Origin of the sequence: Bradyrhizobium sp., from assembly GCF_030697065.1 — a bacterium.
GTDB lineage: Bacteria > Pseudomonadota > Alphaproteobacteria > Rhizobiales > Xanthobacteraceae > Bradyrhizobium.
The window spans coordinates 26,399-53,293 of record NZ_JAUYQU010000189.1 but is presented as its reverse complement, the minus strand read 5'-3'; the positions used below and the strand labels follow the sequence as shown (position 1 = coordinate 53,293).

Annotated in this window: 29 protein-coding genes; 12 read left to right on the top strand and 17 right to left on the bottom strand. The window is 64.3% G+C overall.

Going from position 1 to position 26,895, the window contains the following annotated elements; translation table 11 throughout:
• Positions 1-17 precede the first annotated feature (17 nt).
• Together efp and Q8R73_RS14705 are read left to right on the top strand one after the other, a co-directional pair.
• Positions 18-584, top strand: coding sequence for an elongation factor P (gene efp / locus Q8R73_RS14710; protein WP_305720275.1), 567 nt, complete (start codon positions 18-20; stop codon positions 582-584).
• A 16-nt stretch (positions 585-600) separates the two neighbouring features.
• Positions 601-2,253 (top strand): M23 family peptidase, encoded by a 1,653-nt coding sequence (locus tag Q8R73_RS14705; protein WP_305720322.1) that lies wholly within the window; start codon positions 601-603, stop codon positions 2,251-2,253.
• Between the two features lie 3 nt (positions 2,254-2,256).
• Here the strand turns inward: Q8R73_RS14705 and Q8R73_RS14700 are convergent, their stop codons facing one another.
• Positions 2,257-2,736: a carboxymuconolactone decarboxylase family protein gene (locus tag Q8R73_RS14700; protein ID WP_305720274.1), complete on the bottom strand. Its 480-nt coding sequence runs from the start codon at positions 2,734-2,736 to the stop codon at positions 2,257-2,259.
• Between the two features lie 53 nt (positions 2,737-2,789).
• Between Q8R73_RS14700 and Q8R73_RS14695 the strand changes: the two genes are divergently transcribed.
• Both Q8R73_RS14695 and Q8R73_RS14690 read left to right on the top strand, forming a co-directional pair.
• Complete coding sequence (locus Q8R73_RS14695) at positions 2,790-3,377, top strand: MarR family winged helix-turn-helix transcriptional regulator (RefSeq protein ID WP_305720273.1); 588 nt, start codon at positions 2,790-2,792, stop codon at positions 3,375-3,377.
• Positions 3,378-3,433: 56 nt separating this feature from the next.
• A complete protein-coding gene (locus tag Q8R73_RS14690) occupies positions 3,434-4,669 on the top strand; it encodes a lytic murein transglycosylase (RefSeq protein ID WP_305720272.1) in 1,236 nt (411 codons plus the stop codon).
• A gap of 123 nt (positions 4,670-4,792) precedes the next feature.
• Here Q8R73_RS14690 and Q8R73_RS14685 read toward each other — a convergent pair whose 3' ends face one another.
• From Q8R73_RS14685 to recJ, 4 genes are all read right to left on the bottom strand, one after another.
• A complete protein-coding gene (locus Q8R73_RS14685; RefSeq protein WP_305720271.1) occupies positions 4,793-5,602 on the bottom strand; it encodes an SDR family NAD(P)-dependent oxidoreductase in 810 nt (269 codons plus the stop codon).
• Between the two features lie 113 nt (positions 5,603-5,715).
• Positions 5,716-5,964 carry a type II toxin-antitoxin system Phd/YefM family antitoxin gene (locus tag Q8R73_RS14680; RefSeq protein WP_305720270.1) on the bottom strand — a complete coding sequence of 83 codons (249 nt, stop codon included), beginning with the start codon at positions 5,962-5,964 and terminating at the stop codon, positions 5,716-5,718.
• Complete coding sequence (locus tag Q8R73_RS14675; protein ID WP_305720269.1) at positions 5,961-6,254, bottom strand: type II toxin-antitoxin system RelE/ParE family toxin; 294 nt, start codon at positions 6,252-6,254, stop codon at positions 5,961-5,963. The genes Q8R73_RS14680 and Q8R73_RS14675 overlap by 4 nt, the downstream gene beginning before the upstream one ends.
• 69 nt (positions 6,255-6,323) lie before the next feature.
• Positions 6,324-8,165, bottom strand: a complete 1,842-nt coding sequence (recJ, locus tag Q8R73_RS14670; RefSeq protein WP_305720268.1) for a single-stranded-DNA-specific exonuclease RecJ — start codon at positions 8,163-8,165, stop codon at positions 6,324-6,326.
• Between the two features lie 39 nt (positions 8,166-8,204).
• On the opposite strand from recJ, the gene Q8R73_RS14665 reads away from it, so the two are divergent.
• The gene (locus Q8R73_RS14665; RefSeq protein WP_305720267.1) at positions 8,205-8,369 is read left to right on the top strand and encodes a hypothetical protein; all 165 of its coding nucleotides are present in this window, start codon (positions 8,205-8,207) and stop codon (positions 8,367-8,369) included.
• An 86-nt stretch (positions 8,370-8,455) separates the two neighbouring features.
• Here Q8R73_RS14665 and Q8R73_RS14660 read toward each other — a convergent pair whose 3' ends face one another.
• From Q8R73_RS14660 to Q8R73_RS14635, 6 genes are all read right to left on the bottom strand, one after another.
• On the bottom strand, positions 8,456-9,175 hold the full coding sequence (locus Q8R73_RS14660; protein ID WP_305720266.1) for a haloacid dehalogenase type II: 720 nt from the start codon (positions 9,173-9,175) through the stop codon (positions 8,456-8,458).
• 107 nt (positions 9,176-9,282) lie between these two features.
• Positions 9,283-9,732, bottom strand: coding sequence for a GNAT family N-acetyltransferase (locus tag Q8R73_RS14655; RefSeq protein WP_305720265.1), 450 nt, complete (start codon positions 9,730-9,732; stop codon positions 9,283-9,285).
• Between the two features lie 8 nt (positions 9,733-9,740).
• Positions 9,741-10,739: a class II fructose-bisphosphatase gene (glpX, locus tag Q8R73_RS14650; protein ID WP_305720264.1), complete on the bottom strand. Its 999-nt coding sequence runs from the start codon at positions 10,737-10,739 to the stop codon at positions 9,741-9,743.
• A gap of 77 nt (positions 10,740-10,816) precedes the next feature.
• On the bottom strand, positions 10,817-12,136 hold the full coding sequence (locus Q8R73_RS14645) for a homoserine dehydrogenase (RefSeq protein ID WP_305720263.1): 1,320 nt from the start codon (positions 12,134-12,136) through the stop codon (positions 10,817-10,819).
• Positions 12,137-12,214: 78 nt separating this feature from the next.
• Positions 12,215-13,435, bottom strand: coding sequence for an LL-diaminopimelate aminotransferase (locus Q8R73_RS14640; RefSeq protein ID WP_305720262.1), 1,221 nt, complete (start codon positions 13,433-13,435; stop codon positions 12,215-12,217).
• Positions 13,436-13,619: 184 nt separating this feature from the next.
• Entirely contained in the window at positions 13,620-13,910 is a 291-nt protein-coding gene (locus Q8R73_RS14635) for a hypothetical protein (protein ID WP_305720261.1), read from the bottom strand.
• 269 nt (positions 13,911-14,179) lie between these two features.
• Here Q8R73_RS14635 and Q8R73_RS14630 point away from each other — a divergent pair, with 269 nt between their 5' ends.
• Positions 14,180-15,985: an alpha/beta hydrolase gene (locus tag Q8R73_RS14630; RefSeq protein WP_305720260.1), complete on the top strand. Its 1,806-nt coding sequence runs from the start codon at positions 14,180-14,182 to the stop codon at positions 15,983-15,985.
• A 77-nt stretch (positions 15,986-16,062) separates the two neighbouring features.
• Positions 16,063-16,461 (top strand): MAPEG family protein, encoded by a 399-nt coding sequence (locus Q8R73_RS14625; protein WP_305720259.1) that lies wholly within the window; start codon positions 16,063-16,065, stop codon positions 16,459-16,461.
• 52 nt (positions 16,462-16,513) lie between these two features.
• Here the strand turns inward: Q8R73_RS14625 and Q8R73_RS14620 are convergent, their stop codons facing one another.
• From Q8R73_RS14620 to Q8R73_RS14600, 5 genes are all read right to left on the bottom strand, one after another.
• Positions 16,514-17,104, bottom strand: a complete 591-nt coding sequence (locus Q8R73_RS14620) for a bifunctional 2-polyprenyl-6-hydroxyphenol methylase/3-demethylubiquinol 3-O-methyltransferase UbiG (protein ID WP_305720258.1) — start codon at positions 17,102-17,104, stop codon at positions 16,514-16,516.
• A gap of 12 nt (positions 17,105-17,116) precedes the next feature.
• A complete protein-coding gene (gene argC / locus Q8R73_RS14615) occupies positions 17,117-18,163 on the bottom strand; it encodes an N-acetyl-gamma-glutamyl-phosphate reductase (protein WP_305720257.1) in 1,047 nt (348 codons plus the stop codon).
• A complete protein-coding gene (locus Q8R73_RS14610; protein WP_305720256.1) occupies positions 18,160-18,846 on the bottom strand; it encodes an FMN-binding negative transcriptional regulator in 687 nt (228 codons plus the stop codon). The genes argC and Q8R73_RS14610 overlap by 4 nt, the downstream gene beginning before the upstream one ends.
• Before the next feature lie 316 nt (positions 18,847-19,162).
• Complete coding sequence (locus tag Q8R73_RS14605) at positions 19,163-20,152, bottom strand: MBL fold metallo-hydrolase (RefSeq protein WP_305720255.1); 990 nt, start codon at positions 20,150-20,152, stop codon at positions 19,163-19,165.
• Positions 20,153-20,348: 196 nt separating this feature from the next.
• Complete coding sequence (locus tag Q8R73_RS14600; protein ID WP_305720254.1) at positions 20,349-20,879, bottom strand: DedA family protein; 531 nt, start codon at positions 20,877-20,879, stop codon at positions 20,349-20,351.
• A 282-nt stretch (positions 20,880-21,161) separates the two neighbouring features.
• Between Q8R73_RS14600 and parE the strand changes: the two genes are divergently transcribed.
• The 5 genes from parE (at position 21,162) to Q8R73_RS14575 (ending at position 25,526) form a co-directional block, all read left to right on the top strand.
• Positions 21,162-23,216, top strand: a complete 2,055-nt coding sequence (gene parE, locus Q8R73_RS14595; RefSeq protein ID WP_305720253.1) for a DNA topoisomerase IV subunit B — start codon at positions 21,162-21,164, stop codon at positions 23,214-23,216.
• Between the two features lie 217 nt (positions 23,217-23,433).
• Positions 23,434-23,892: a hypothetical protein gene (locus Q8R73_RS14590; protein ID WP_305720252.1), complete on the top strand. Its 459-nt coding sequence runs from the start codon at positions 23,434-23,436 to the stop codon at positions 23,890-23,892.
• Between the two features lie 14 nt (positions 23,893-23,906).
• Positions 23,907-24,269, top strand: a complete 363-nt coding sequence (locus Q8R73_RS14585; protein WP_305720251.1) for an outer membrane protein — start codon at positions 23,907-23,909, stop codon at positions 24,267-24,269.
• 175 nt (positions 24,270-24,444) lie between these two features.
• Positions 24,445-24,630: a hypothetical protein gene (locus Q8R73_RS14580; protein ID WP_305720250.1), complete on the top strand. Its 186-nt coding sequence runs from the start codon at positions 24,445-24,447 to the stop codon at positions 24,628-24,630.
• A 125-nt stretch (positions 24,631-24,755) separates the two neighbouring features.
• Positions 24,756-25,526, top strand: a complete 771-nt coding sequence (locus Q8R73_RS14575) for an SDR family NAD(P)-dependent oxidoreductase (protein WP_305720249.1) — start codon at positions 24,756-24,758, stop codon at positions 25,524-25,526.
• Positions 25,527-25,595: 69 nt separating this feature from the next.
• Here the strand turns inward: Q8R73_RS14575 and Q8R73_RS14570 are convergent, their stop codons facing one another.
• Positions 25,596-26,855 carry an FAD-dependent oxidoreductase gene (locus tag Q8R73_RS14570; RefSeq protein ID WP_305720248.1) on the bottom strand — a complete coding sequence of 420 codons (1,260 nt, stop codon included), beginning with the start codon at positions 26,853-26,855 and terminating at the stop codon, positions 25,596-25,598.
• Positions 26,856-26,895 lie beyond the last annotated feature (40 nt).

The following is a 26,895-nucleotide window of genomic DNA, read 5'->3' as shown; positions in this document are numbered from 1 at the left end:
TATCGGGAAAAACAGCCTTGAAAGTCATCGCCAGTTCTATTCGCAAGGGCAACGTCATCGAGCAAGACGGCAAGCTTTACGTGGTTCTGACCGCCGAGAACATCCACCCCGGCAAGGGAACTCCGGTCAGCCAGATCGAAATGCGCCGAATCAGCGACGGGGTGAAGATTTCCGAGCGCTACAAGACCACGGACCAAGTGGAGAAGGCGACCATCGAGGACCAGAATTTCAACTACCTCTATGAAGACGCCGACGGCTTTCACTTCATGAATAACGACAATTACGATCAGGTTCAGGTGCCGAAGGATGTGATCGGCACCGCCAAGGCCTTCCTGCAGGAAAACATGACCGTCAAGCTTTCGCTTCACGGCGCCATTCCGGTCGCGATCCAGATGCCGCAGCGCGCGACGCTGGAAGTCGTGGAAACCGAACCGGTCACCAAGGGCCAGACCGCGTCGTCCTCCTACAAGCCTGCGATCCTTTCCAACGGTCTGCGCACCAACGTGCCGCCGCATATCGGCGTCGGAACCCGGATTGTGGTGATGACCGAGGACGGATCCTACGTCGAACGCGCCAAGGATTAGGCCGGGGCGCTCAATCCTGCCGGCAGGAGGCGACGCATTGGCTACGAAGGCTGTCCGGTTCGTTTCGCGTTGGCTGGCATCTTTCGTTTTGCTCCCGGCCGGCATGGCTGTTGCGATCGCCGATGAGTTCCGGACACCGGCGGTTTCAGCCGTGCCTGTCGAATGGCGCGCGGCCCTCGACCAGCTCAGAACCGAACTGAACGCCCGCCCGGCGGTTGCTTCCACCTTCACGTTCTCAGGCCAGCGTCGGTTGCCGGCCTACGATCCGCGCACCATGCCGGCGCTGGTACAGTTGAATGCGGCGATATCGCCGATCTTCGGCGGGATCGGGCGAAGCCACGTGCCGGTCCTGCTGCCATTCGACACCGCGGCGTATCTCGATGCCAGGCTGAACGGCGTGCCGCCGGGCCCGTCGCCGGCGCACTATCAGGCCGACTTCCGGCCCGTCGACCTGTTCGACGCCGGCCCCGCTGGCTACAACGCGGTGTTTTCGCTCGAGCCCGGCGCCGGCGAAGGCATGCCACAGCGGACGTTCGCCAGGCCGGTCGAAGTGCAGATCACCGGATCCAGCCTGATCTACCAGATTGGCGATCCCCTTGGCGGCAAGGGCGAGCCGGTGAAGTCGCTTGTGGCGGACTTCCCCGACCTGCGCCGTTTCATCCGGGAAGGCTATGTGCGCTATGCTTTCACGCGTTTCGGCGTGCCTTACGTGGTGTCGATCCAGTGCCTCGACTCGGTGCCGCGCGCACGGCGGCTGGCCTGCCGCGAGGCCTATCCCGTCGCCGAACGTTTCCTGAAAGCGCTGCGCCTCGCCGGCGGCCTGCCATCGCGACCGCGGCTGGACCTGCCTTCCGGTGTCGCCGAACGGCCGGCGCAACGCTCGCCGGATTTCAGCTATCGGCCGGCCGGCGACATCATCGCCAATACCGGCTTCCGCAAGCACGGCGGCCGCGCCGACTTCACAGCCTATTCGCAGATCCGCTTCCCGCTGGAGAAGGCCCCGGCCTTCGCGCATTCGCAATCCTTCATGAAGCGCAGGGCGCGCGAGACAAACGACGAGGCGGCCGGCGGCAGGACGGGCCAGAATTCAGGCTATCCCTGGCAGGATAATTTCTGCGAGGCCCGCAGTTTCGGCGTCGGCCAATGCGCCGGCGGCTTTGGCCACCAGGGGCAGGATATCCGCGCCGGCGAATGCGATGGCGCAAGCGAAGCCGGCGACAAGTGCGATCCCAGGCAGCAGGGGGTGGTCGCGGTCCGCGACAGTGCCGTGATCCGTTCGCCGAAGCAGCAGGCGGTAACGCTGCAGGTCAACAGCCGCACCGAACATGTCCGCTTTCGCTACATGCACATGGATCCGTCACGCCTCGATTCCGACGGCGTCCTGAACGGACGCATCGTCGCGGAAGGCGAACGATTCGGCGTGGTGTCGAATTACCTCGACTATCCCAACGGCACCAGTCGCCACCTGCATTTCGACGTGCAGGTGTTTACGCGCGACGGCTGGCTCTGGGTCAACCCTTACGTCACCCTGATCTCGGCCTATGAACGCCTGATCCGCGGCCGCGGGCGCCTGACCGGGCCAGGGGCGCCGTCGGCGTCCGCCGTGGCGAATGCGTCGCCGAAGGATGTTCCTCGTCAGCCGGATGCCAGGGAAGGCGGCGAGAACTGATCGCTATGATGCCGCGGCCTTCTGCACCGATGGCCGCGCCAACGGCGTCCAGCGATAGCTGGCGCCGAACCTGTTCCAGACATTGATCGACGCGATCGCGGACGTCAGGTAGGTCAGCTCCTTTTCGGAAAACTCGGCGGTCGCCTGCGCATAGACCTCGTCGCTCACGCCGCCCGCCAGCACCGTCAACGCCTCGGTCCATGCCAGAGCCGCGCGCTCCCGTGCCGAGAACAGCTGTGCTTCGCGCCATACAACGACGAGGTTCAGCTTGTCCGCCGACACACCGAATTTCTCGCCCTGCAGGGTGTGATATTGCACGCAGAAGGCGCAGCCGTTGATCTGCGAGGCCCGCAGCTTGACCAGTTCGAGCAGTTGCGTATCGAGTCCGGCGGTGGCGGCGAACTGGCCGAGCGCGAGCACCGTTTCGAAGACATCCGGCGCCAGCGCCTTGAAGTCCGCATATTCGCTGCGCGCATGTGACATCTTCATTACCTCATGTTATCAGTGTGCTGATACATTATAAGAGTACTTATATTATGCGCAAGATAAGCACACCGGCAAAATCGCGCTCCGGCCGAAAGACGGCGAAACGGCGAAAATCGGGTGCCGCGGCAAAATCCGCGCCGCGCCGGCAAAAATCCCGTCCGGCTCCCGATCCCGCCGGGGTCCGGCCACCGCAACCCGGCAAGGGCAAGCGCGGGGAACAGGGCCACCTCGCCTACCTCCTGCGGCAGGCCCAGGCCGCGACCCGGCTGACGCTGGAACGGCGGCTGGCCGATCTCGGCGTCACTCCCCCACAATTCGCCGTCCTGACCATGCTGCGGGCCTATCCCGGCCTGTCGGGCGCGGACCTCGCGCGGGTGGCGCTGCTGACCCCGCAGACCGTCGGCGTCATCATCCGCAACCTCGAACGCGACGGTGCCATCCGCAATACGCCCCACCCGGTGCACGGCCGCGTGCTGCAATGGACGCTGACCCGCCGCGGCGGCACCCTGCTCGACAAATGCCGCAGTCCGGTCCGGGCGGTGGAGCGGCAGCTGGTCTCGGGGCTCGGCGCCAGGGCGCAAACCACCGTTCGGCACTGGCTGGCCCAAATTGCCGCAGATCTGCAGCAGGATCGCTAGTTCCAGCGGCGCATTGCCCTCTGCCAAGCTGCCTTCCCGGCCGGTAGACTGTCCCGATGAAAAACTCTGATTCTCCCACCACCCCGACCCGTCGCGCCGTGCTGCTCTCGGGCCTTGGCGCAGGCGCCCTGTTCGCGCTTTCCCCTGCGGCGTTCGCCGCAGCCCCACCCGGCTTCAGCCAGTGGCGCGACGGTTTTCGCGCCCGAGCGCTGGCAAAGGGCGTTTCGGATGCGACCTACACCCGCGTCATGGGTGGCCTCGAGCCCGACATGTCCGTGTTCAAACAGATGGCGAAGCAGCCTGAATTCCACGAACAGATCTGGCAATACGTCAATCGCCGCGCCTCGGACTGGCGCATCACCGCCGGCAAGGAAGCGCTGCGCCAGCACGAGGCGCTGTTTTCCCGGATCGAACGCGATTACGGGGTCGAGCGCGGCACGCTGCTGGCGCTGTGGGGCGTCGAGTCCGCCTATGGCGATCCCCTGGTGCAGCAGAACCATATGCGCCCGGTATTTCCCTCGCTGGCGGCATTGGCCTGGAACGAGCCGCGCCGCCGCGCCTATTGGGAAACCGAGCTGATCAACGCACTGAAAATCGTCGATCGCGGCTGGGGCACGCCGGAGGAGATGCGCGGCTCATGGGCCGGCGCGATGGGCCATACCCAGTGGATGCCGGAAGTCTGGCTCAATGTCGGCACCGACTACGACAAGGACGGACGCGTGTCGCCGTTCGGCAAGCCCGACGACGCGCTCGGCTCCAGCGCGCGCTATTTGCTCAATCGCGGCAAGTATCGCCGCGGCGAGCATTGGGGCTTCGAGGTGCGGGCATCGGGCGCCGCCGCCAGCGGCAACCGAACCTACGCGGCATGGGCCAGCGCCGGCGTGAAGCGCGCCGACGGCCAGCCGTTTCCGCAGCCGAACGCTTCGGCGAAGATGTGGGTGCCGGTTGACGGCGGCCCGGCGTTCCTGCTCGGACCGAATTTCTATGCGGTGCGCAGCTACAACCCCTCGATGAATTACGCGCTGGCGATCTGCCATCTCGGCGACCGCATTTTGGGCGGCCCGCCCTTCATCCAGCCATTCCCCGGCTCCGAGCGCGTCATGACGCTCGCCGAAATACAGGAGATGCAGACCCGCCTGACCAAAGCCGGGTTCGACACCGGCGGCACCGACGGCCGCGTCGGCAACGACACCATGAAGGCGGTCAAGGCCTATCAGACCAGGATGGGACTGGTGCCGGCGGACGGTTATGGCGGGCTCAAGGTGCTCGCGCGGTTGCGGCAGGGCGGATAGATCTCATTCCAGGCTCCGTCATTCCAGGCGCGCCTTGGCGCGAACCCGGAATCTCCCTTATCTCCAGATTCCGGGTTCATCGCTGCGCGATGCCCCGGAATGACGGTGGTGCCCACCCCTGCCTCACCCTTGCCGCACCGCCCCGCCGGCATTCATGCCGCCGTCGATCACCAGCTCCGTTCCCGTGACGTAGCGGGATGCATCGGACGCCAGATACAGCACGCCGCTAGCGATTTCGATGGCGTGGCCGGCACGGCCGAGCGGCGTCGCCAGTCTGGCGCGTTCTTCCGGATCGATCGGCGCGTTTTGACCGCTGCCCGATGCTTCCGTCGGAATCTTGCCCCAGATCGGCGTGTCGATAATCCCCGGATGCACCGAGTTGACCCGGATGCCGTCGCCAAAGGACGCGCATTCCATCGCGATCGCCTTGGCAAACAGCCGCACGCCGCCCTTGGTCGCGCAATAGCCGGCCAGCGTTTGCGCGCCGCGCAGACCCGCCAGCGACGACATCAGGATAATCGAGCCGCCGCCGGTCCGGCGCATCAGCGGCAGCGAGTGCTTCACCGATAGGAATACTCCATCGAGGTTGATCGCGGTTTGCCGCCGCCAGTCCTCCAGCGACATCTGCACGATCGACGGCACCGATATTCCGATGCCGGCATTGGACACCAGGATATCGAGCCGGCCGTAGCGCTTGCCGACGTCCGCCACCACTTCCTCCCAGCGCGACTCGCTGGTGACATCCTGATGCAGGAACACCGCATCGTGTCCGGCCTTCTTGATGCCGGCGACGATTTCGGGGCCCTTGAGATCATCGATATCGGTGACAACGACCCTGGCGCCTTCGCGCGCCAGCAACCCGGCGACCGCAGCACCAATGCCGGACGAACCGCCCGTGACCAGCGCGACCTTGCCCTCAACCTGCCCTGTCATTTCCACTCCCGTTGTTATCGTTGTAGCTGGTCTTACCGGATCATCTCCGGGCCATCGTGTACTCGGTCACCGCACGGCGAGCGATCCCCGGCCTGCAGCGACTGGGCAAGTCACTATTCGGTTTCGACGTCTTCCAGACGAACTCCGCGCCCTGCTTGCAGACCAGCGCGTGCCTGTTCGATCCGGCGTAAAAATCGCGGATCATTTTCGAGCCGGTATTCAAACCAGTCCTCTTCTGACTCGAACCCGATCAGGACCCCGGCCGGTTTGCCGTGACGCGTGATGACTATCTCTTGCGTCTCCGCTTCGCGAAGATACCGGGACAAGTCATCCTTGACCTCCGAGAGCGGAACTGCCTTCACTCCGGATTTCCGAACGCTGCGAGCCATGACTGGGCCTCCGATTTGGTCACGATCGCCAAAATCTCGACGGTCGTTTCAGTTACGTCGTAGAATATTCGTACCTCGCCAACGCGAAGCCGGTATTGCGGTTTGCGCAGCCCGCGCAACTGTTTGATCCGGCTTCGGCTCACTCTTTTCGGTTCATGCCTTAGATGCGATTCGAGCGCAGCCCGGACATCGGCCCGAACGTGCGCTTTCAGGCTCTTGAGGTCCTCGACGGCCTCGGGGGCCAAAAGAATGGCGAATGGCATTCTGGCTAGAATATAGCCAGAATAGCTTGAGGTCAATGTCCGGTAATGGCCGGTAGACCGGCGCTGATTTTACCGGATCATCGCCGGGCCCTGATCGGGCACGGCGACGTCGATCACCCGAAACTGCACCCGCTCGGTGCCCTGCCAGCGATCGACCGCGAGCGATCCCGCGACATGCAGGGGCTGGCCGCGATTCTGGGTCAGCGCGTTGCCGAGCTTCTGCCCGATCGAGCGAAACGCGATGCCGTTGACGATGGCGCCGTCGCCGGATTTGAACCTCAGCCGCAGATGGGCCTGCCCGACTTCATCGGCATAAACCAGTTGATGCGACGGCAACGCGATCACCGGCTCCGGGTTGCCGCTGCCGAAAGGTCCGGCGCGATTGAGGACGGCGGCGAATTCCGGAGTCACGCTGCGCGCGCTGACGGCGCCGTCGATGAACAGTTCGTTGTCGTGCCGCGAACTGGCGACATCGGCTGCCAGCGCGCTTTCCATGTAGGCACGGAATTCCGCCAGCCGCTCCTTGCGCAGCGTGACGCCGGCGGCCATAGCGTGACCGCCGCCCTTCATCAGCAAGCCTTCCTTGACCGCCTGCCGCACCGCCTTGCCGAGGTCGACGCCGGAGATCGAGCGGCCCGACCCGGTGCCGATGCCGCCGGGCTCCAGGGCGATGGCGAAAGCGGGCCGCGAGAATTTTTCCTTCAGCCTGGAGGCGACGAGACCGACCACGCCGGGATGCCAGCCCTCGGAGGCCGTGACGATCACGGCGCCCTTGTCTTCCAGCCCGAGCGAGGCCAGCGCCTCGGCCTCGGCCTGCGCCTCGGCCATTTGCTCGATGGCGCGGCGCTCGGTGTTGAGGCGGTCGAGTTCGGCGGCGATCCGCGCGGCTTCCGAGACGTCACCCTCCAGCAGCAGCCGCACCCCGAGATCGGCGCGTCCGATCCGCCCGCCCGCATTGATGCGCGGCCCGAGCATGAAACCGAGATGCCAGGCTTCCGGCGGGCCGTTGAGCCGCGACACATCCATCAGCGCGGTGTGGCCGACATGATCGCGCCGCCGCATCGCGATCAGGCCCTTGGCCACGAAGGCGCGGTTGAGCCCGATCAGGGGGGCGACGTCGGCGACGGTGCCGAGCGCCACATGATGCAGCATGCCGAGCAGATCGGGCTCGGGCATTTCGGCGCTCCAGAAACCACGCGAACGCAATTCGCGGTTGACCGCGACCAGCGTGACCAGCACGAGGCCGACGGCCGCGAGATGGCCGAGGCCGGAGATATCGTCGGGCCGGTTCGGGTTCACCAGCGCATCGACCTCGGGCAGTTCATCGCCCGACTGATGATGATCGATCACCACCACGGACATTCCGAGCCGCCGCGCTTCCGCCAGCGGCTCGAGACTGGTGGTGCCGCAATCCACCGTCACCAGCAGCGTCGTGCCCTTGCCCGCGAGCATGCGGATGGCGTCGGTATTGGGGCCGTAGCCCTCGAATATCCGGTCGGGAATATGGATCAGGGGGTCGAGCCCGCAATGCCGCAGGTGCCACGCCAGCAGCGCCGCCGAGGTCGCGCCGTCGACATCGTAATCGCCGAATATCGCAACCTGCTCGCGGCGCGTCGCGGCATCCGCGATGCGTTTGGCGGCGGCTTCCATCCCGGTCACGGTGTAGGGATCGGGCATCAATTTGCGGATGGTCGGATCGAGAAAATCCTCGACCGCGTCGAGTTCGACGTCGCGCCCCGCCAGCACGCGCGCCAGCATTTCCGGCAACTGATAGCGCTGCGCGATCGCCAGCGCCCGCGCCGCTCCCCGCGCATCGAGCCGGTCGCGCCACAGCTTTCCCGTCGCCGAGCGCGCGACGCCGAGAAACGCGGGGGGCGCTTCGACGGGCAAGGCGGATGCAGGGAGGGTCATGATACTTTCAAGGGGTAGGCGCGAAGGGCAGGATCGGCAATGGGAATTGTTGCAGTCTGGTTGGTCTTCCCGTTCCTAGAGATGGATCGAATGGAGCAACGGACATCCCGTTTCCCATACTTCAAACGAGAAAAAATGCAGAATAATGCCGTTTTCAACGCGCTCGGCGCGGCGCTGTTTGGACGCCGCCAGCCGGAGCCATGAGATCGAGTTGTGCCGATACGGCGGCGGTTCGAGTGCTCCCGCAATCACTGGCGCCGCGGCATGGTCGCCGGCACGCGTCTCTCGATCTAGCACCCCATCCTGTCGGCGATCCCGTTGAAATCCTTGGCAACGATATCCCAGTCGCCGGTCGCTTCGAGATCGATTTTCTGCAGCGGGCCGTATTCGGTCGGCCGCGCCACGAAGGCGGTCTTCAATCCCAGTTTCTGTGCTGCCTTCAGGTCCTGGTTATGCGCGGCCACCATCATCACCTGCTCCGGCGCCAGACCAAGCAGTCTTGCGGCGCCGAGATAGGTTTCAGGATCGGGCTTGTAATGCTCGAACAGTTCAGCGGACAGGATGAGGTCCCACGGCAGGCCCGCGAACTTCGCCATGTTGGTCAGCAGCGCGACGTTGCCGTTGGAGAGCGGACCGATGATGTATTTCGTCTTGAGCCGGGTCAGGCCGGCGACGCTGTCCGGCCAGGCATGCAGCCGGTGCCAGCCCATGGTGAGGTGATGTAGGTCGGCCTCGGTCAGTCCCGAGATCCCGAGCTGCTTGACCAGCTTCTCCAGCGACTGCCGGTGCAGCGTATCCAGGATCATGTAGCCGCGTTCGGGATGTTTTCTGACCTCATCCATCGAGGCGGCATAGACCGCGCGCCAGCCGTCGACCAGGGCGGTCCAGTCGGCCGCAATGCCGCGCGTCTGCGACCATTTCGTAAAGTCCGCGATCAGGCTGGAGCGCCAATCGACGACGGTGCCGAACACGTCGAACACCAGAGCCTTCACCGCCGAAACATCAGACATTCCCACTCCTTTGTTTTCTCATTCGTCATTCCGGGGCGCGCGAAGCGCGAACCCGGAATCTCGAGATTCCGGGTTCAGCCCTGCGGGCTGTCCCGGAATGACATTGCCTACAGCACCTTGCGGTACTGGATGAATCCGAGATTGTCGGCAACCCCATCGTACAGCGCACGTGCCTGGGTGTTGTCCGATTGCGTAAGCCAGTAGACGCGGCTCGCGCTGGCCGCGCGGGCCTTGTCGTAAACCGCCTCGATCAGCGCCCGCCCCAGCCCCCGGCCCCGCGCCGTTTCCGCCACAAACAGATCCTCCAGATAGCAATAACGCTGTGGCGCCCATGTCGAACGATGGAACAGATAATGGGCGAACCCCGCCAATTGGCCGTCGACATAGCCGCCGAGCGCAAACATCGGCTCGTCCGGATCGTGAAACCGCATCCAGGTGAGATCGCTGACATCGTGTGTCAGCGCCGTCTTGTAGAAGGCGAGATAGCCCGCCCACAGCGGGTTCCACGCCTCGCGCTCGCCTTCACCAACCGGTCGTATTTGCACTTCGCCGGTCATGCCGTTGCTCAGTCGAGATGGAATTTTTCAAGCTGCCGGTGTTCGGCCTTGATGTAACGCACGGTGCCGGTGACCGAGCGCATCACAACGGTCTCGGTCTCGATCACGCCATTTCGAAACTTGACGCCCGACAGCAGCGAACCGGTGGTAACGCCGGTCGCGGCGAACAGGCAGTCGCCCTTTGCCATGTCCTCGATGCCGTAGATCATGCGGGGATCGAGCACGCCCATCTTGTGGGCGCGTTCGCGCTTCTCCTCGCTGTCGAGGATGAGACGGCATTGCATCTGGCCACCGATGCAGCGCAGCGCTGCCGCCGCCAGCACGCCCTCGGGGGCGCCGCCGGTGCCGATATACATGTCGACGCCGGTGTTATCCGGATCGGCGCAATGGATCACGCCCGCCACGTCACCGTCCGTGATCAGGCGCACCGCCGCCCCGGTGCCGCGGATGGCGGCGATGATGTCGGCGTGGCGCGGGCGATCAAGCACCAGCACGGTGATTGCGGCGGCATCGACCCCCTTCGCCTTGGCCAGCCGGCGAACATTGTCGGCGGGCGATGCGTCGAGTTCGACGACGCCCTTGGCGTAGCCCGGACCGACCGCGATCTTCTGCATGTAGACGTCGGGCGCGTGAAGCAGCGTGCCCCCATCGGCCATCGCCATGGTGGCGATCGCGCCCGGCATGTTCTTGGCGCACAGCGTGGTACCCTCGAGCGGATCGACGGCGATATCGACCTGGGGGCCGGCATTCATGCCGACCTTCTCGCCGATGAACAGCATCGGCGCCTCGTCGCGCTCGCCCTCGCCGATCACGACGGTGCCCTCGATCGGAAGCTTGTTGAGCTCGCGGCGCATCGCGTCGACCGCGGCCTGGTCGGCCTCTTTCTCCTTGCCGTGGCCGCGCAGCCTGGCCGCCGACACCGCCGCGCGCTCCGTCACCCGCACGATCTCGAGCGTCAGGATGCGCTCGAGCAGCATTTGCGGCGGAACTGAAATATGGGTCGACATTGGCAACTCCCTAAGACGTCACTGCGGGTCTGGCGACCCGTACAACCGTTTCACGCGCCGTCCATTCGGACCGCGCGCTAGTTCTTCTCGATCCGTATCACCTGCGGCCGGCCGCTGATCACCTTGTCGCGCTGCACCGCCTGCAGCGCGCGATAGACCGCGTCCTCGCTGGTGGCGTAGGTAATCAGGATGACCGGCACCGGCGAAGCTTTCTTGGTCGCGCCGCCCACGTCAACACCATCGGGATGGCGCTGCACGATCGACTCCAGCGAGATTTTCTGCTCGGCAAGCCGGGTGGCGATGGTGGCGGCGGTGCCGGCGAGATCCCGCGCCATCAGCCGGATATAATATCCGCCCTCATGGCGCTCCATCGGCGCCTTGGCGGTTGCGCGCAATTTCTTGACGGGACGGCCGAACGCGTTGGCCCGGATGCCGCGCGCGACATCGGCGATGTCGGCGACCACGGCCGAAGCGGTTGCAGCGCCCCCGGCGCCGGGGCCGACCAGCGTGATCGGCGGGATGCCCTCACCGTCGATGGTCACCGCATTGGTGACACCCATCACCTGCGCAATCGAGGACGATTTCGGCACCATGGTCGGATGTACGCGCTGTTCGATGCCCTTGGCGGTTCGCACCGCGACGCCGAGCAGCTTGACCCGGTAGCCCAGTTCTTCCGCGGCGCGCAGATCTTCCGGCGCGATCGAGGAAATGCCTTCGACGTAGACTGCGCTCTGCGCCACCTTGGTGCCGAAGGCGAGGCTGGCCAGAATGGCGAGCTTTTGTGCGGTATCATGGCCATCGACGTCGAACGACGGATTGGCCTCGGCATAACCGAGCCGTTGCGCGTCCTTCAGGCATTCGGCGAACGACAGGCCCTCCTGTTCCATCCGGGTCAGGATGTAATTGCAGGTTCCGTTGAGAATGCCGTAGACGCGGTTGATGTCGGTGCCGGCCAGCCCCTCGCGCAGGGTCTTGATCACGGGTATGGCGGCGCCGACCGCCGCCTCGAAGTTCAGCGCGCCGCCGTGCTTTTCAGCCGCTTTCGCCAGCCGCAATCCGTGCCTGGCAATCAGCGCCTTGTTGGCGGTCACCACCGATTTGCCGGATTTCAGCGCCGCCTCGATCGCTGCCAGTGCGGGATCGCCGGAGCCGCCCATCAACTCGACGAAGCAATCGATCCCGGGATCGTTGGCCAGCGCCAGCGGGCTCCTGGCCCATTCGATGCCGCGCAGGTCGAGCCCGCGCTTCTTCACCTTCGAGCGTGCGGTGACAGCGACCACCCGCACACCGCGTCCGCAGCGCGCCGACAGGATCCGGCCTTGTTGTTCGATGAGACGGACGACTTCGGCACCAACAGTCCCGAGCCCCGCAATACCCACTTTCAAGGGTGCGACCATGATCAGAAAAACCTGAAAGAGAAACTCAAACCAGGCATGACCTGACCCGAAACCGGAGATCCGCTTTCGGGGTCACGCCTATCGCCGGTTGGCGAGAGGAACCACGTTGTGCAACGTTTCAAGCCCGCTTTCAAGGAAGCGGCGCACGCCGCGTGCGGCCTGGCGGATCCGCTGCTCGTTTTCCACCATGGCGATGCGGACATAGCCCTCGCCGTGCTCGCCAAAAGCCACCCCCGGCGACACCACCACGCCCGACTTTTCGACCATCAGGGTCGCGAACTGCATGCTGCCGACATCGCGGAACGCCTTGGGCAGCGGCGCCCAGGCGAACATCGAGGCTTCCGGCGGAGGAATATCCCAGCCGGCGCGGCCGAAGGAGTCCACCAGCGCGTCCCGGCGTTTGCGGTAGGTATCGCGCATCTCGCGGATGCAATCGTCGGGACCGTTCAAGGCTGCAGTCGCCGCGACCTGGATCGGCGTGAAGGCGCCATAATCGAGGTATGATTTGACCCGCGCCAGCGCGGCGATGATGCGTTCGTTGCCGACGGCAAAGCCCATGCGCCAGCCGGCCATCGAGAAGGTCTTCGACATCGAGGTGAATTCGACCGTGACGTCGATCGCGCCGGGAATCTGCAGCACAGAGGGCGGCGGGTTGTTCTCGTCGAAATAGACCTCGGCATAAGCGAGGTCCGACAGGATGAATATCTCGTGCTTCTTCGCGAACGCCACCAAATCCCTGTAGAAATCCAGGCTCGCGACATAGGCGGTGGGATTGGAGGGATAGCAGACCACGAGCGCCAGCGGCTTCGGGATCGAATGGATGATGGCGCGCTCCACCGCTTCGAAGAATTGCGGCGTCGGCTCCGAGGGAACCGAGCGGATCACGCCGCCGGCCATCAGGAATCCGAAGGCGTGGATCGGATAGCTCGGATTGGGACAAAGAATGACGTCGCCCGGCGCGGTGATCGCCTGCGCCACGTTCGCGAAGCCCTCCTTCGAGCCCAGGGTGGCGACAATCTGGGTTTCCGGATTGAGTTTCACGCCAAACCGCCGGCCATAATAGGCCGCTTGCGCCTTGCGCAAGCCGGTAATGCCGCGCGAGGCCGAATAGCGGTCCGTCCGGGGCTTGCCCAGGGTTTCCTTGAGCTTTTCGATCACATGGGGCGGCGTCGGAAGATCGGGATTGCCCATGCCGAGATCGATGATGTCGGCCCCGGCATTCCGTGCCGCCGCCTTGGCCCGGTTGACCTGCTCGAACACATAGGGCGGCAGACGGCGAATGCGGTAAAATTCTTCCATCGGTCTCATAGCTCCGGAACCGGATCGCGGCAGGAATCGCCAACATGGCTTGCGGCGCGCGGAACGCGATTCCGCACATAAGCCTGTTCAATCAACGATTTAGAGCAAATCCCGCGCCAAACCGTTGAACCGCAGTTGTTTTACCACGCGAACCCGGCTGCGCCACCCGTAATAGCGCGCCGCATCACTTTGCGGCGGAGTTTTTGGCGACGGAAGACGCCTGGCGATCCCGGGCGGCCGCCAATTCGCGCAGCGCCTGCGCCTGCTCCGCCGGCGCCATCGCGGCTGCATCACGATCGGGAGGCAGGTCATGAACCGGAAGATAGGTGCCGGCCTCCCTGGGCCGCTCCGGGGCATCCGCGGGCGTGCCGGCCAACGGCATGTCCGCGATCGACGTCGCGCAGCCGCCGATCACCAGCGCCGACAGCAGCAGCACTGCCGTCGCAACCGTCCTGATGTGCCGATCGAGCGCCATTCCCAAAGAAATCCCATCTTGCCTGCGCCGCTGGTATGAGCCTTGCACAGGCAAATCGTCAAATTCTGCCGACCCGCTGGATGCGTTCAAACCATTGTCGCCCGAACCGACTAAAGCCGAAACACCAAAGCGGAGCGTTGGGGCCTCAATATGTCGGAACCGAGATATCTTATCGCAGTGCAGCAGGTGCAATGCGGAAGATCAACTCTTGCAGCAGCGCGCCAATTCCGCGCGGTGACGAACCCGAAATGAATCTGTAGTGTCTGCCCATGAGTGAAGTCGCCGCCGAAACCCAGGCCACGAAAAAATTCGATCCCGAAGCCTTCGCGATGAACCTTGCGAAAGCGATGGAGAACAGCGGCCAGGCGCTCGCGGCCTATCTGAAGCCGCGCGAGGACGGCGAAGCCCGGGACAAACCGCCCAACGAAATCGGCGAGGTGGTGAAGACCTTCTCCGCGGTGGCGGAATATTGGCTTTCGGACAACCAGCGATCGGCGGAGCTGCAGGCCAAGCTCGCCAAGGCCTATATCGATCTCTGGGGATCATCGGCGCGCCGGCTCGCCGGCGAAGCTGCTAAGCCCGCGATCGAACCTTCGCCGCGCGACAAGCGCTTCAAGGATCCGGAGTGGAAGTCGAACCAGTTCTTCGATTTCGTGATGCAGCTCTATCTGCTCACCACGCAGTGGGCGCAGGATCTGGTGCACAACGCCGAAGGCCTCGACGAACACACCCGCAAGAAGGCGGAATTCTACGTCCAGCAGATCAGCAACGCACTGGCGCCGTCGAATTTCGTGCTCACCAACCCGGAAGTGCTGCGCGAGACGCTGACCTCCAACGGCGACAACCTGGTTCGCGGCATGAAGATGCTGGCGGAGGACATCGAGGCCGGACACGGCTCGCTGCGGATCCGCCAGTCCGACCCTGCCAATCTCGCGGTCGGCGTCAACATGGCGACGACGCCGGGCAAGGTGATCTTCCAGAACGAGCTGATGCAGCTGATCCAGTACACGCCGTCGACGGAAACCGTGCTGCGCACGCCGCTGCTGATCGTGCCGCCATGGATCAACAAGTTCTACATTCTCGATCTCAAGCCGGAGAAATCCTACGTCAAATGGTGCGTCGATCAGGGCATCACCGTGTTCGTGATCTCGTGGGTCAACCCGGACAAGAAGCTCGGCAAGAAGACCTTCGAAGACTACATGAAGCAGGGTCCGCTGGCCGCGATGGACGTCATCGAACAGGTGACCGGCGAGATGAGGGTTCACACCGCCGGCTATTGCGTCGGCGGCACGCTGCTCGCCTCGACGCTGGCCTGGCTGGCGGAAAAGCGCAGGGTGCGCGTGACCTCCGCCACCTTCTTTGCCGCGCAAGTCGACTTCACCCATGCCGGCGACCTCTTGGTGTTCGTCGATGAAGACCAGATCTCGGCGCTGGAGCGCGACATGCAGGCGGCAGGCGTGCTGGAGGGCAGCAAGATGGCGATGGCCTTCAACATGCTGCGCTCCAACGACCTGATCTGGTCCTATGTCGTCAGCAACTACCTGAAGGGCCAGCCGCCCTCCTCGTTCGATTTGCTGCACTGGAACTCGGATGCGACGCGGATGCCGGCGGCGAACCATTCCTACTATCTGCGCAACTGCTATCTGGAGAACCGGCTGTCCACCGGCAGCATGGTGCTCGACAACACGCTGCTCGACCTGTCGAAGGTGAAGGTGCCGGTGTACAATCTGGCGACCCGCGAGGATCACATCGCGCCGGCTGAGTCGGTGCTCTACGGCTCGCAGTTCTTCGGCGGCCCGGTGCGGTACGTGCTGTCCGGGTCCGGCCATATTGCCGGCGTGGTCAACCCGCCGGCTTCGGGGAAATACCAGTACTGGACCAACGACAATATCAGGGACACCACGCTGGCGAACTGGCTCAAGGGCGCGCAGGAGCACAAGGGCTCGTGGTGGCCGGACTGGCGGCAATGGCTCGAAAGCATCGACGCAGAGACCGTTCCGGCGCGGCCGGTGGGCACCGATGCGATGCCGCCGATCGAGGACGCGCCCGGCAGCTACGTCCGGGTTCGCGCATAGCGCAATCTTCCGCGATCAGGCTATAACCATCGCGGCCCCGCGGGCCGGATTCGAACCAATCGAGTGAGGGGGACCCCATGACGCGCGAACTGTTCTGGCTGACGCTGACGGTGATCTTGACCGGCGTGATGTGGATTCCCTACGTGCTCAACCGCTGTCAGATCCGCGGCCTCAGCGGCGCGATGGCCAATCCGTCGCGCACCGACAAGCCGCACGCCGAATGGGCCAACCGCATGATGTTCGCCCATGACAACGCGGTCGAGAACCTCATCATCTTCGCGCCCCTGGTGCTGATCCTGGCTCAGATCGATTATTCGACGAAATGGACCGTTCTGGCCTGCGCGGTGTATTTCTGGTCCCGCGTCGCCCATTTGATCGTCTACACGATCGGCCTGCCGGTGTTCCGGACGCTGGCCTTCACCGTCGGCTTTTTCGCGCAGGTCGTGCTGGTGCTGGCGATTTTCCAGATCGTGTAAGTCTTTTCCCGGATGCGGTGCAGCGTACGCTGCGCCGCGTCCGCGGACGGACTCAGAGATTTTTCCGGGCCACCACGAACAGCATCTCGGCCCATTCGCCGTCGAAACCCCTGACTTCGCCCTTCTCGATCGCCAATGAACTCCAGCTGCCCGCGCTGGCATAGGTATCGCGCAGCCATTCCGGCGACGGATAATTGTAGTAGCGATTGAGCGAATCCCGCCCGTCTTGCTCGCCGGCCTTGAAGCTCGCGTAGAAGTGCCCGCCGGGCTTCAGCGCGCGCCGGATCAGCGTGAGCACCTGCGCCAGTTCCGGTCTCGGGACGTGCAGCAGGCAGGCATTGGCCCAGACGCCGTCATAGGCCTCGACCTCGTCGAGGTCATGGAACAGCAGCGTCTCCACCGGGCGGCCGAGGCGGCGCGAAGCCTCTGCAGCCAGTTCCGGCGACCCGTCGGTGGGCCGGACATCGAATCCCGCCGCCAGCATCTGCTCGGAATCGGCGCCGGCGCCGCATCCGAGTTCCAGAACGCTCGCCCCTGATGGCAGCACCGCGAGAAAGCGGGTCAGCCGGGCATGCCTGGCGATCTCGCGCGCGGCATAGGCCTGCGCGTTGCTGCGGTAGAACTGAAGCGTGGCTTCATCCACGGCGGCTCCTCGCTACGGAAACAGTGGGATCTGCTCCAGGCCGGCGGCTTCCGGGAGCCCGAACATCAGGTTCATGTTCTGGATCGCCTGCCCTGCCGAACCCTTGACCAGATTGTCGAGCACCGAAATGACGATCGCGCGGTTCTTGATGCGGTCGGCGAACACGCCGATCTGCACATAGTTCGAACCGCGCACGTTCTGGGTCTGCGGCAGTACGCCCTTTTTCGCCACATGCACGAACGGCTCGTCCTTATAGGCCGCGGCCAGCGCGGCGCGCAGATCGTCCGCGCTGGCGCCGTCGAGCTTGACGTAGGAGGTGCAGAGTTCGCCCCGGCTCATCGGAATGAGGTGCGGCGTGAAGTTGACCGTCACGGCCGCGCCCGCCGCGGCACCTATCTCCTGCTCGATCTCGGGGGCGTGCCGGTGCGTCCCGATCGAATAGGGCGAAAGCCCCTCGCCGGTTTCGCTGAACAGCGTATTCTGCTTCAGCCCGCGGCCGGCGCCGGTGACGCCGGACTTGGCATCGATGACGATGTCGTCGACGTCGATCAGTCTGGCTTTCGCGAGCGGGACCAGCGCCAGCAGCGCCGCGGTGGGATAGCAGCCGGGACAGGCGACCAGCCGCGCCGCGGCGATCTTGTCGCGGTAGAATTCGGTGAGGCCATAGACCGCCTCGCCCTGCAGCTTCGGCGCGCGGTGCTCGTGGCCGTACCATTGCGCATAGGTATTCATGTCGCGCAGGCGGAAATCCGCCGACATGTCGAGAACCTTGATGGCGGGATTGGCCGCCAGCACCGCCGCGATGATTTCCTGCGTGGTGCCGTGCGGCAGCCCGCACAGGACTGCGTCGAGGCCGCTCCAGTCGACCTTTTCCCACTCCACCAGTTTCGGTAGGTCCAGCATGAAGAAATGGGGGAACACCTCCTCCATCGCCTTGCCGGCATGGGTATTGGCGGTCAGCGCGGTGATTTCTACATTTGGATGCCGCGCCAGCAGACGCACCGCGTCGGCGCCGGTGTAGCCGGACGCACCGAGAATACCGATCTTCTTCGTGCTCATCGCATCGCTCCTTCTGGCGTCGTCTTAGCACCCAATTGTGTCGCCTGGCTCTCGAACAATTGCGGACGTACCCCGCGCATTTCGCGGGCCAGAACCGTTGCCGCCGCCTCTTCCTGCCCGGCGAGCGCGGTCGCAATGGCGACGAAGTCGACATCGGATTTGTGCTGGTTGAGCTTGAAGCTGCCCTCGACCGACTCGACCGTCATGACCAGGCCCACGATGGCTTTTTTCATCGCATCCAGTCGCCCTGCCGCCATTTTCGACGACAGCCAAGGCGGCTTCGGCGCCAGCCAGGCTTCGAACTTACCGCTCAACGCGTCGAGATGAATGCCGAGTTCGTCGTCGGACTGCCGTCGTACCGTGCCGGTGAGATGCACTGCCTGATACAGCCAGGTCGGGACCTGGTCCGGCGAGGCATACCAGTCGGGCGACACATAGGCGTCGGCGCCGTTGACGGCCATCAGCCAGGACGAGGTCCCGTCGGCAAGTCCTGCCAGCGCATTGTGACGCGCGACGTGAAACACCGCGCAGGGCGTGCCATCGTCGGCATAATCGAGGCAAAACGGCAACGCGGACGCGACCGGCTTGTTGCCGTCCCAGGCGCAGACCGTGCCGAATCCACGCGCTTGCGCAAACGCGAGGCTGGCGGCGCGATCGGGCTTGAACATCGGTGGCGTATACATCTCGACCTCCGGCTGGATGGTGGGGCCGCCGGGGTCAGATCACGCTGCAGGAAAGGAAATGCCGCGGACCGGATCCGGCGGCAGGAGCGACAATCTCAAACGCAGACGTCCGCCCATACCGCAGAGGTGCGGCGGCGGCGAGCGATCGACTTGGTCACGGCGTTGATCATGGCCGCGGGCTATAAGGCCCGCGTGCGCTGTCGTCAAGATATCCAGCGGTCATTCCGGGATGCGGCAAGGCCGCAGACCCGGAATCCGGAGGTCGTCGTTCGAAATTCCGGGGGCGCGCTGGCGCGCCCCATAATGACCGCAGGCGTCAGATCACCGGGCTCCACGGCGCCGGCACCAGCCGGTAGCCGTTGCCATCCTTCGCGACATAGCCATTGGCCGGGAACGGATAATGGAAGCCCTGGACCCGCATCTTGTCGGCCACCAGCATGTCATAGACCTTGCGGCGGGTGGCTTCCGCCATCGCCGGATCCTGGTCGAACATCAGGTGCCAGCCGGGATTGGCCACGAACAGCGCCGGGAGGTTGGTCACATCGGACTGGATGAACACCTTGTCGGAGCCGGACGCGAGAATGAACGACGTATGTCCCGGCGTGTGGCCCAGCGTGGCGACCGCCTGCAGCCCCGGCGCGACATCCTTGCCGGCTTCATAGGGCGTCACCTTCTTCTTCAGTCCCGCGTCGAAAACGCGGCGGGCATTCGCGAACACGCCCTTCATGCGATCGGTGCTCTGCTTGGCCATTTCGCCGTCGTCCATGAAATACTTCCACTCGGCGGCCGGCACCAGCACTTCGGCATTCGGGAAGGCCAGCACATTGTCCGCCGTCAGCAGGCCGTTGATGTGGTCGCCGTGAAAATGCGAGATGACCACGATATCGACGGCTTTGGGATCGAGCCCGGCGGCAGCCATGTTGCTGGCGAATTGCCCGACATTGCCCTTGCTCGACGCGAAGGCGGCGGGACCGTTGCCGGTGTCGACGACCACCAGTTTGCCGCCGGTATTGATGACCAGCGGCGCGAACTGGATGCTCATCCTGTCTTTCGGCATGAACGCCTTTTCGAGCGCGGCATTGACTTCGTCCTTTTTCGCGTTGAGCACGAAGGTGTCGCCGAGCGCAAAATTGTTGATGCCATCGGAGATGACGTTCACCTGGGCGTCGCCGACCTTGTAGCGATAGAAACTGGGTGCCTGCTTGTCGGCCACGGGCGCGGCGGCCTTGGCGGATATAGTCGGCAGCAGCGGCGTGGCGGCGAGCGCCGCGGCTCCGGCAAGTGCGTGACGTCGTGTCAGTTCCATCGTGATGTCTCCCTGTGGCTTGCTCGATGACGTGCCGGATTTCCCGGTTTCTCGGCCCAGTTTGCAGTCATGGTGTCGGGCCGACTCCTACCAGCGTACTAAATGCAATGCGATGACACCGGCGCGGGTTCAACGCTCGGCACCCAACGGGCTAACACCCATGCCCGCGGCTTATTCCGGCCGACTGTGGTAGAACTCAGACAGTCCGCCAAAGCCATGCGGCGATATGCGCCATCACGTCGCCAAACAGCAGCAGCACCGCCGACCAGACCAGCGCGGAGGAAAAATTCGCGATCTGAAACCGCCAATACGGCATCTCGAAGATGCCCGCGGCGAGCGGCACCGAGGCCCGCAACGGTCCGAAGAAACGACCGATGAAAATGCTTGGCACCCCCCAGTCTTTCACAAAAGCTTCGCCCCGAGGTAGTATCTCCGGGTAGCGCGACAGCGGCCACATCTCGGCGACGTGTTCCTTGTATTTGAAGCCGAACCAATAGGAGACCCAATCGCCAAGGGCGGCGCCCACCGCGCCGGCCAGCCAGACCGGCCAGAAACTGATGCCGCTGACGCCGATCAGCGCGCCGATGGCGACCAGCGCTCCCCAGGCAGGGACCAGCAGCGACAGGAAGGCGAGCGACTCGGCGAATGCCAGCACGAAAACGACGGGGGCTGCCCAAGCCTGATGGTCGCGCACGAAGTCTACCAGAGCGCGCGCAAAATCTTCCATGCTTAGAGAGCCTTCCCCGGCAGCCTGCCTGTTCGAGCGGCATTGAACCTTTCTGCGACTGCAATGCAAGGACAGCTAGACCCCCCCCTTGCGCGACATCAAGTCACAAAGGCGGAGACCGCGCGTGAATGGCGGTCCGGGCCAAAAGGTCCTGGTTCCATCGTCGCGGCGCACGGCGGCACGCTTTCGACCGCCGCCGCGCCGTCACTTTTTAAGCTCATCCATGGCATAGTCAGGTGACCGATTCGCTGCGCCGCGGGCGCGCGCAACACATGAAAAGCTATGGCCAAATCATTGAAATTCGCTGCAAAATCGAAGTCCGACGACCTGTTCGGGGCCGCCGAACCGAAGGGGCGCGCGCCCCTCAAGGTCGCTGCGCGCGCCACCAGCGCCGAGGCCGGCTATACCGCGGCCGACATCGAGGTGCTCGAAGGCCTGGAGCCGGTGCGGCGCCGGCCCGGCATGTATATCGGCGGCACCGACGAGAAGGCGCTGCATCATTTGTTCGCCGAAGTCATCGACAATTCGATGGATGAGGCGCTGGCGGGCCACGCCACCTTCATCGAGGTCGAACTCGGCGCCGACGGCTTCTTGACCGTGTCGGACAATGGCCGCGGCATTCCGGTCGACCCGCATCCGAAATTCCCGAAGAAATCCGCACTTGAAGTCATCATGTGCACGCTGCATTCCGGCGGCAAATTCGACTCCAAGGTCTATGAGACCTCGGGCGGGCTGCACGGCGTCGGCGTGTCCGTGGTCAATGCCCTGTCGTCGCGGCTGGAGGTCGAGGTCGCCCGCAGCCAGAAGCTCTACCGCATGTCGTTCGAGCGCGGCCATCCCAAGGGCAAGCTCGAAGACCTCGGCAAGATCAACAACCGCCGCGGCACCCGGATCCGCTTCAAGCCCGACACCGACATTTTCGGTGCCAAGGCCGCCTTCAAGCCGCAGCGGCTGTTCAAGATGGCCCGCTCCAAGGCCTATCTGTTCGGCGGCGTCGAAATCCGCTGGCGCTGCGACCCGTCCTTGCTGAAGGGCATCGACGACGTGCCGGCCGAGGACAGCTTTCATTTCGCCGGCGGCCTGAAGGATTATCTGGCCGCGGCCGTTCACGCCGACACCCTGGTGCATCCGGACATCTTCTCCGGCAAATCCGGCCGGGTCGGCGCCCACGGCGCCTGCGAATGGGCGGTGGCCTGGACCGCGGACGCGGACGGCTTCCTGTCGTCCTATTGCAACACGGTGCCGACGCAGGACGGCGGCACCCACGAATCCGGCATGCGCAGCGCGATGCTGCGCGGCCTCAAGGATCACGCCGAGCGCGTCGGCCAGGGCAAGCGCGCCGCTTCCATCGTCTCAGAAGACGTCATGGTGGGCGCCGCCGTCATGCTCTCGGTGTTCGTGCGCGAGCCCGAATTCCAGGGCCAGACCAAGGACCGCCTCGCCACCGCGGAAGCCCAGCGCATCGTCGAACAGGCCATCAAGGATCCGTTCGACCACTGGCTGTCGGGCAATCCCCTGCAGGCCAACAAGCTGCTGGACTTCGTCGTCGAGCGCGCCGACGAGCGGCTGCGCCGCCGCGCCGAGAAGGAAATCTCGCGCAAGACCGCGACCAAGAAGGCCCGCCTCCCCGGAAAACTCGCCGACTGCTCCAACAGCGCCCAGGAAGGCTCCGAACTTTTCATCGTCGAAGGCGACTCGGCGGGCGGCAGCGCCAAGCAGGCGCGCGACCGCAAGACCCAGGCCATTCTCCCCCTGCGCGGAAAAATCCTCAACGTCGCCTCCGCGACCAAGGACAAGCTGACCGCCAACGCCCAGCTGGCCGATCTGATGCAGGCGATCGGCTGCGGCACCGGCCCGCAATACCGCGAAGAGGACCTGCGCTATTCCCGCATCATCATCATGACCGATGCCGACGTCGACGGCGCGCATATCGCGTCGCTCCTGATCACCTTCTTCTACCGGACGATGCAGCCCCTGATCGACCAGGGCCATCTCTATCTCGCGGTGCCGCCGCTCTATCGGCTGACCCATGGCGCCAAGACGATCTACGCCCGCGACGACGCCCACAAGGACCAGCTCCTGAAGAGCGAATTCAACGCCAACGCCAAGGTCGATGTCGGCCGCTTCAAGGGGCTCGGCGAAATGATGCCGGCGCAGCTGAAGGAAACCACCATGGACCCGGCCAAGCGCACCCTGCTGCGCGTGGTGCTGCTGACCGAAGACCGCGAGGGCACCGCCGATTCGGTCGAGCGCCTGATGGGCACCAAAGCCGAGGCCCGCTTCGCCTTCATTTCCGACAAGGCCGAATTCGCCAGCGAGGATTTGCTGGACGTTTAGCGCCCCGGCAGCGCCGAAAACCGCCGGATTCCGCCCCGGCGCGGCGAATTCGCCGCCTTTATGGGTTTTTTCCCCCTTTTTCGTTTTCCGGCGAGTGTGTTCCCCCCGCAACAGCATTTTGCGCGGAACCGGCTATAGTTTGCAGGACGGTTTGAGATTCCTTCGAATTGGAAATTGGCGCTGGTCAGGCTTCGACCGCTTTTTACTGGGGACTAACATGAAAAGACTGGTTGTCGCACTGACAGCGATCGCGGCCTTCACCGCCCCGGCTCTCGCCGCCGACATGGCCGCCAAAGCGCCGATGAGGGCTGCTCCGGTTGCCTATGCTCCGTCCTGGACCGGCTTCTGGATTTCGGGCGGTTTCGGTTACGGCATGGCGCAGTACCAGCACTCCGAATACGATTTTTTCGCGCCGTTTGCACAGATCAGCACTGGTCAGGACGCGGGTGGCAAGGGTTGGCTGGGTAAGGTCGGCATCGGTTACGACTATCAGTTCGCTGGACCTTACGGAAACTGGGTTTTTGGCGTGTTCGCGGACGCCGACTGGTCCAACATCAGTGGCCAGTACAGCGTCAACACCTTGGCGTACCCGCTGGTCAAATCGCTGCTTCCAATATCACCGGCTCGTTCCGAAATGACTATTCCTGGGCCGTTGGCGGTCGCATCGGTTTCGTAGCCCTTCCCGGGCTTTTGACCTACTTTAACGGCGGTTACACTCAGGCTCATTTTGAGGGCAGCACCTTCCTCAATACCAATAATCCCGCCGCGCCGCTCTTGACTTCAATTTCGCTCGGAAGCCACACCCGCGACGGTTGGTTCCTCGGTGGCGGCACGGAATACGCTGTCAGCCAGCTTCCCGGACTGTTCTGGAAGAACGAAGTTCGTTTCTCTGACTTCGGCAACAAGACCCACACCCTGACCTGTTCGGCCCCGGCCGCCGGTTGTGGCCTTGGCGGTGTCTTGACCCAGACGAGCCGCGTCTACGAGCAGAAGGCGACCACCGAGCTGGTCTACCGCTTCAACTGGGGCGGCCCGGTCGTCGCCAAGTACTGATTTCTCCCGAACTGACCAACTCGAAAGCCCCGGCAAAAATGCCGGGGCTTTTTTGTGCCTTGGCGAATCGAGCCTTGGCGAATGATCAAGTCGTCGCCCGCCCCTTGTCCTGCGTGTGCAGGCACTGCACTCTGGCCGCAGCGCGAGATCCCGCGACCACCGGAAGGCATAACCCATGCGCAGAGGGCTTTCACTCATCGGCTTCCTCGCGCTCGCCATGGGGTTGCTGTGGATCGGCCAGGGCACAGGCGTGATCGCCTGGCCGGCATCGAGCTTCATGATCCAGCAGACCCAGTGGGCCTGGTACGGCGCGGCGCTGGCCGGGCTCGGGCTGATCCTGATCTGGCGCGGTAAGCGCTGACTCCGTAGGGTGGGCAAAGGCGCGCCCTTCGCGCCGCGCCCACCGCTGCGCTGATGATTGAAGCTGGTGGGCACGGCGCAAGAGCGCCTTTGCCCACCCTACCGATTCAATCGCAAGGACAACACATGGCAAACAAACTGTTCGATCTCTCCGGCAAGGTGGCTATCGTCACCGGCGGCAATGGCGGCATCGGGCTCGGCATGGCGCGGGGGCTGGCGGAAGCCGGCGCCGACGTCGCGGTGGTCGGCCGCAACGAAGCGAAATCGACGGCCGCGGCTGCCGAGCTCAGCGCATTGGGCGTCAAGGCGATCGCCGTCACCGCCGACGTCACCGACAAGGCCGCTGTCGCGGCGATGGTCGAGCGTGTCGCGAAGGAGCTCGGCCGCATCGACATTCTCGTCAACAATGCCGGCATCAACATCCGCAAGCCCCCGCACGCGCTCGAACTCGAGGAATGGGACAGCGTCATCAAGACGAACCTCACGAGCGCGTTCCTGTGCTCGAAGGCAGCCCAGCCCGCGATGAAGGCGGCCGGCGGCGGCAAGATCATCAATATCGGCTCGATGCTGTCGATCTTCGGCACCAGCTTCGCGCCGGCCTACGCCGCCAGCAAGGGCGGCATCGTGCAGTTCACCCGCTCCTGCGCGGTGGCCTGGGCCCCCGACAACATCCAGGCCAATGCCATCCTGCCGGGCTGGATCGACACCGACCTGACCAAGCGCGCCCGCGCCGAGATCGACGGCCTGCACGACAAGGTACTGGCGCGCACGCCGGCGGCGCGGTGGGGCGGCATCGCCGACTTCGCGGGCATCGCCGTGTTCCTGTCGTCGGGCGCCTCGGACTTCGTCACCGGCACCGCTATTCCGATCGATGGTGGGTTCTCGATCATGGGCTGAGGCGCGTCGGACGGAAGGCCATAACAAAAATCTTGAAAACAACCCCATGCAATGGGTGCCCCAGCGCCTCTAACGGTGCGGAGATACCGCAAATTGCACATGCTCGGGTCGCACCCCGAGTCCGATCAGCCGTGCGGTGATGCCTTGCAGCCACGGCACCGCGTTGATGAGCCGCACCGGCAACGGCGGCTCGAGCGGCTCGTTGCCGGGCTTCAGCGCGGCGCTGATCAGCCTGTTCTGCACCACCACCTGCATCCGCTGCGTCATCCGCACCGGAAATTCGCGGCGCCGCCTCACGGCGTCCAGTGCGTCCTCGGATGGACAGCCGTTCGCCAGTTTTTCAGCCAGAAGGTTCGCCGTCGCCACCGCATCCTGAACCGCCAGATTGACGCCGACACCGCCGACCGGCGACATCGCATGCGCGGCGTCGCCGATGCAGAGCAGGCCCGGCCGGGACCAACGCTTCAGGCGATTGATGGTCACCGTCAGGAGTTTCACGTCATCCCAGCTTTTCACGTCCGCCATCCCCGATTTCAGGATCGGCGCCATATCGATGATGGCACCGCGAAAAGCGTCGAGGCCGCGCGCCTTCACCGCTTCATATTGCCCCTTCGCGATCACATAGGCGCATTGCCAGTAATCGCCGCGGTCGAACGTCACCATCATCTTGCCGGGGTCGAGCCGGGCAAACAGGTTTTCGTTTTCGTCGGCGCGCTTGCCGGCGCGAAACCACAGCACGTCCATCGGCGCGCCGATGTCTTCGACCTCGAGACCGGCACGCTGCCGCACGATCGAATGGCGGCCGTCGCAGCCGATGGTGAGATCGGCGCGGATTTCGATGGGCCCCTCCGCTGTCGTCGCAGTCACGCCGGCGACCGTATCCCCCGAAATGATCAGGTCGGTCGCTTCGGCATCCATCCTCACCGTGAGCGACGGGAACCGCCTGCCGCTCTCGCGCAGGAAGTTGAGAAAATCCCATTGCGGCATGAAGGCGATGAAAGGGTACTTTGTTTTCAGACGCCTGAGATCGGCGATGCGGACCGACGCCTCGCCGAACTTGCCGTCCATCATTTGCAGCCGCTGGTGCGGAAGTTTCAGGAATCCGTCGATCAGGCCGAGTTCGTCCATCACCTGCAGCGTCGAGGGATGCACGGTGTCGCCGCGAAAATCCCGGAAGAAGTCGGCGTGTTTTTCCAGAACGATCGTATCGACGCCCGCGCGGCCCAGCAGATAGCCCAGCATCATGCCCGCGGGACCGCCACCGACGATGCAGCAGCGCGTGGCCATGCTGCGCGGAGACGATCGATCCGGAGAAGTACGCGCGTCCATGGCCTACTGCCCCGTTCGATGATGAGAAGCTGGAATTGTA